Source organism: Spirillospora sp. NPDC049652 (genome assembly GCF_040675125.1).
In the GTDB taxonomy this organism is placed as follows: Bacteria; Actinomycetota; Actinomycetes; order Streptosporangiales; family Streptosporangiaceae; genus Spirillospora.
The window spans coordinates 1-3,707 of sequence record NZ_JBFAOF010000743.1; the positions used below are offsets into that span (position 1 = coordinate 1).

General features: G+C 71.5%; 6 protein-coding genes. 3 read left to right on the top strand and 3 right to left on the bottom strand.

The annotated features are described in order from the left end of the window. Positions 1–116, top strand: a 116-nt coding sequence (locus AB0J52_RS31755) for a helix-turn-helix domain-containing protein (protein ID WP_500186476.1), incomplete at its 5' end; no start/stop codon positions are given. Here the strand turns inward: AB0J52_RS31755 and AB0J52_RS31760 are convergent. Continuing rightward, on the bottom strand, positions 70–282 hold the full coding sequence (locus AB0J52_RS31760; protein WP_012852589.1) for a helix-turn-helix domain-containing protein: 213 nt from the start codon (positions 280–282) through the stop codon (positions 70–72). The genes AB0J52_RS31755 and AB0J52_RS31760 overlap by 47 nt on opposite strands. Positions 283–398: 116 nt before the next feature. Then, positions 399–1,997 (bottom strand): ABC-F family ATP-binding cassette domain-containing protein, encoded by a 1,599-nt coding sequence (locus tag AB0J52_RS31765; RefSeq protein WP_500186471.1) that lies wholly within the window; start codon positions 1,995–1,997, stop codon positions 399–401. 194 nt (positions 1,998–2,191) lie between these two features. On the opposite strand from AB0J52_RS31765, the gene AB0J52_RS31770 reads away from it, so the two are divergent. Both AB0J52_RS31770 and AB0J52_RS31775 read left to right on the top strand, forming a co-directional pair. After that, a complete protein-coding gene (locus AB0J52_RS31770) occupies positions 2,192–2,953 on the top strand; it encodes a VOC family protein (RefSeq protein WP_500186473.1) in 762 nt (253 codons plus the stop codon). Positions 2,954–3,035: 82 nt separating this feature from the next. After that, positions 3,036–3,431 (top strand): ABC transporter permease, encoded by a 396-nt coding sequence (locus AB0J52_RS31775; protein ID WP_500186474.1) that lies wholly within the window; start codon positions 3,036–3,038, stop codon positions 3,429–3,431. Positions 3,432–3,456: 25 nt separating this feature from the next. Here AB0J52_RS31775 and AB0J52_RS31780 read toward each other — a convergent pair. Next, positions 3,457–3,707 (bottom strand): response regulator transcription factor (locus AB0J52_RS31780; RefSeq protein ID WP_500186475.1); only part of this gene is annotated, 251 nt, incomplete at its 5' end.

The window sequence follows — 3,707 nt, forward strand, 5'->3', positions numbered from 1 at the left end:
AGAGCATCCGCGCCCTGGCAGCCGCCACCGGCCGCTCCTACGGCTTCATCCACCGGACCAGGCCCGGGGTCAGGACTTCTTGCCGCGGGTCGCCCCTCCGCGACCGCGCAGGTTGACGCCGGATTCGGTGAGAATCCGGTGGATGAAGCCGTAGGAGCGGCCGGTGGCGGCTGCCAGGGCGCGGATGCTCTCGCCGGAGTCGTACCTCTTCTTGAGTTCCGCCGCCAGCTTGTCGCGCTCGGCACCGGTCACGCGGGTGCCCTTCTTGAGGGTCTCGGCCACGAGTACCTCCCGTAGTGATGTGGTGACCGCTGCGTTATCCCCCGCCATGATCAGTCATTCCCGCGCGTTCGGCTACCCACTCCGCCAGAAAAGATCTGTCGAACTCCCCATGCAGGTCACGCAAGTGCCACCAGATCGGCAAACTCGTCACTCCAGATGTCCTCGACCCCATCCGGAAGCAAAATCACTCTTTCCGGCCGGAGCGCGGCCACCGCACCCTCATCGTGCGTCACCAGGACGATGGCCCCGGCGAACGTCCGCAGCGCCGCGAGGATCTCCTCGCGGGACGCCGGGTCCAGGTTGTTGGTCGGCTCGTCGAGCAGCAGCACGTTGGCGCTCGACACGACGAGCATGGCGAGCGCGAGCCGAGTCTTCTCGCCGCCGGACAGGACCCCGGCGGGCTTGTCCACGTCGTCGCCGGAGAACAGGAACGAGCCGAGGATCTTGCGGACCTCCACCGGCGGCAGGTCCGGCGCGGCGGACTGCATGTTCTCCAGCACCGAGCGGTCGACCTCCAGGGTCTCGTGCTCCTGGGCGTAGTAGCCGACGCGCAGCCCGTGGCCGGGGATGACCCGCCCGGTGTCGGACTTGTCCTGACCCGCCAGCAGGCGCAGCAGCGTGGTCTTGCCCGCGCCGTTCAGGCCGAGGATGACCACCCGGCTGCCGCGGTCCACCGCGAGGGAGACATCCGTGAAGATCTCCAAGGAACCGTACGACTTGGACAAACCTTCCGCGGTGAGCGGGGTCTTGCCGCACGGCGCCGGGTCCGGGAAGCGGATCTTGGCCACCTTGTCGGCCTGCCGCTCGTCCTCCACGCCCGCCAGCAGCTGCCGGGCCCGCCGGTCCATCTGCTGGGCCGCCTTGGCCTTGGTGGCCTTGGCGCGCATCTTGTCGGCCTGGGAGAGCAGCGTGGACGCCTGGCGCTGGGCGTTGGCACGCTCCCGCTTGCGGCGGCGCTCGTCGGTCTCGCGCGCCTCCAGGTACTTCTTCCAGCCGACGTTGTAGATGTCGACGACGCTGCGGTTGGCGTCCAGGTGGAAGACCCGGTTCACCACCACGTCCAGCAGCTCCACGTCGTGGCTGATCACCACCAGGCCGCCCTGGTGGGACTTGAGGAAGTCGCGCAGCCACATGATCGAGTCGGCGTCCAGGTGGTTGGTCGGCTCGTCCAGCAGCAGCGTATCGGCCCCGGAGAACAGGATGCGGGCCAGCTCCACGCGGCGCCGCTGGCCGCCGGACAGGGTGCCGAGCGGCTGGCCGAGGACGCGGTCGGGCAGCCCGAGGCTGGACGCGATCGACGCCGCCTCGGCCTCGGCGGAGTAGCCGCCGAGGATGTGCAGCCGCTCCTCCAGCCGCCCGTACTGCCGGACGGCCTTGTCCCGCTCCGCGCCGGTCTTGGTGGCCATCCGCTCCTCGGCCGCGCGCAGCTTGCGGATCACCTCGTCCAGGCCGCGCGCGGACAGGATCCGGTCGCGGGCGAGCTCTTCCAGGTCGACGCCGCGCGGGTCCTGGGGGAGGTAGCCGAGCGTGCCGGAGCGCGTCACCCCGCCCGCCGCGGGCTGCGCGTCCCCGGCGAGCACCTTGGTGAGCGTGGTCTTGCCCGCTCCGTTGCGCCCGACCAGGCCGACCCGGTCGCCGGGGTTGACCCGGAAGGTGGCGCCCTCGATCAGCAGCCGGGCCCCGGCGCGCAGCTCGATGTCGTTCGCGATGATCACAAGTGTTCCCTGACGATGAGGCGGGTGGAGGCGCAGCCGATCAGTCTACGTGGACACGCCGCACGGTCCGGCCATGCCGAAACCGGTCAAACACATGTACGAACGCTGGGGGTGGCGGGAGCATGCCCGGGAAGACCGCACCCGAGGGCCGGGACCCGCCCGGCCCGCGACAGGGGGGAACCGTCATGGTCCGCGTGACCAGCAATCCGCCGCTCGGCACACCGAACTACATCGACCTCGGCGTGCCCGACGTCGAACGCGCCAAGGCGTTCTACGGCGAACTGTTCGGCTGGGAGTTCCAGGACTTCGGCGCGGAGGCGATGGGCTACCAGGGCGTCATGCTCGACGGGCAGATGATCGCCGGCCTGGTCGAGGTGTCCGGTGAGGACACCGGCGGGCGGCACTGGTGGAACCTGTACTTCTCGACCGACGACGCCGACGCCACGATCAAGAAGGTCACGGAGGCGGGCGGCGAGGTCGTCCAGCCCGTGGGGGACGTGTTCGAACACGGCCGGATGGCCATGGCGAAGGACCCGTCCGGCGCGCAGTTCGGCCTCTGGCAGGGCAAGGACATGCCCGGCTCGGGCGTCGTCAACGAGCCCGGCTCGTTCGCGTGGGAGGAGCTGTACACCCACGACACGGCCGCGGTGAACGCGTTCTACCAGGCGGTGTTCGACCTGAGTCCGGAGCGGATCGACGCCGGGCCGGGGATGGAGTACTACGCGCTCAACCGGTCCGACGGGCGGCCGGTCGGCGGCATCGCGCGCGGCGACCGCGACGTCCCGATGTGGCTGGTGTACTTCGAGGTCGCCGACACCGACCAGGCCGTCCAGCGGGTCCGCGACGGCGGGGGCGAGCTCGTCGACGGCCCGGCGGAGACCCCGCACGGCCGCATCGCGAACGTCCGAGACCCGTTCGGCGTCGAGTTCCGGGTGATCCACAGCACCGGCAAGTGAGGCCGTCCGGGGGCGGGTGTCGTGGACATCACCTCCGCCGAACGGCTGTCCGGTGTGCCGGTGATCGGGAAAGATGTCCCCCATGTGGTTGGCTCCCGAACGCAGGTCGGCACGGCGGTGGGCGGTCCCCGTCCTGGTTCTCCTCGCGGGCCTGGTGGTCGGCGGGGTGCTGCTGGCGGACGGCCGCCGCGGCCCCGCCCTCATCTCCCTGGCGGTGCTCGCCGGGTACGCGGCGCACCTGGCGTACCGCCGGGACGAGCAGGGCCTCGCGATCAGCGAGGCCTTCGGCCGCGGGCACCGGGGCCGGACGCACCTGAAGGCCGCCGCGATGACCGGGGACGTGCTGTCGGCCGGCCTCGTCGCCGCGCTGGTCGTGCAGGCGCTGCGCGGCGCGGACATCACGCCCTACGCCTGGCTCGCGCTCCTCGCGGGGGCCACGTACCTGCTCTCGGCCCTCACGGGCGGCCGCGCGCCGTAACCCGCACCGACGTCCTGCGGGCGGCCTAACGCAGGTCGGCGGCGTGTTCGCGGGCCATGATCGCGGCCTGGACGCGGCTGCGCAGCCCCAGTTTGGCCAGGATCCGGCTCACGTGGGTCTTCGCGGTCGTCTCGGCCATCTCCAGGCGCTCGGCGATCTGCTGGTTCGACAGGCCCTCCCCCAGGCAGGACAGGACGTCCCGCTCGCGCGGGGTCAGGCCCTCCAGCGGGACCGGCGCGGCGGGCGCGGGCGCGGCGGCGAACGCGCCGATCAGCC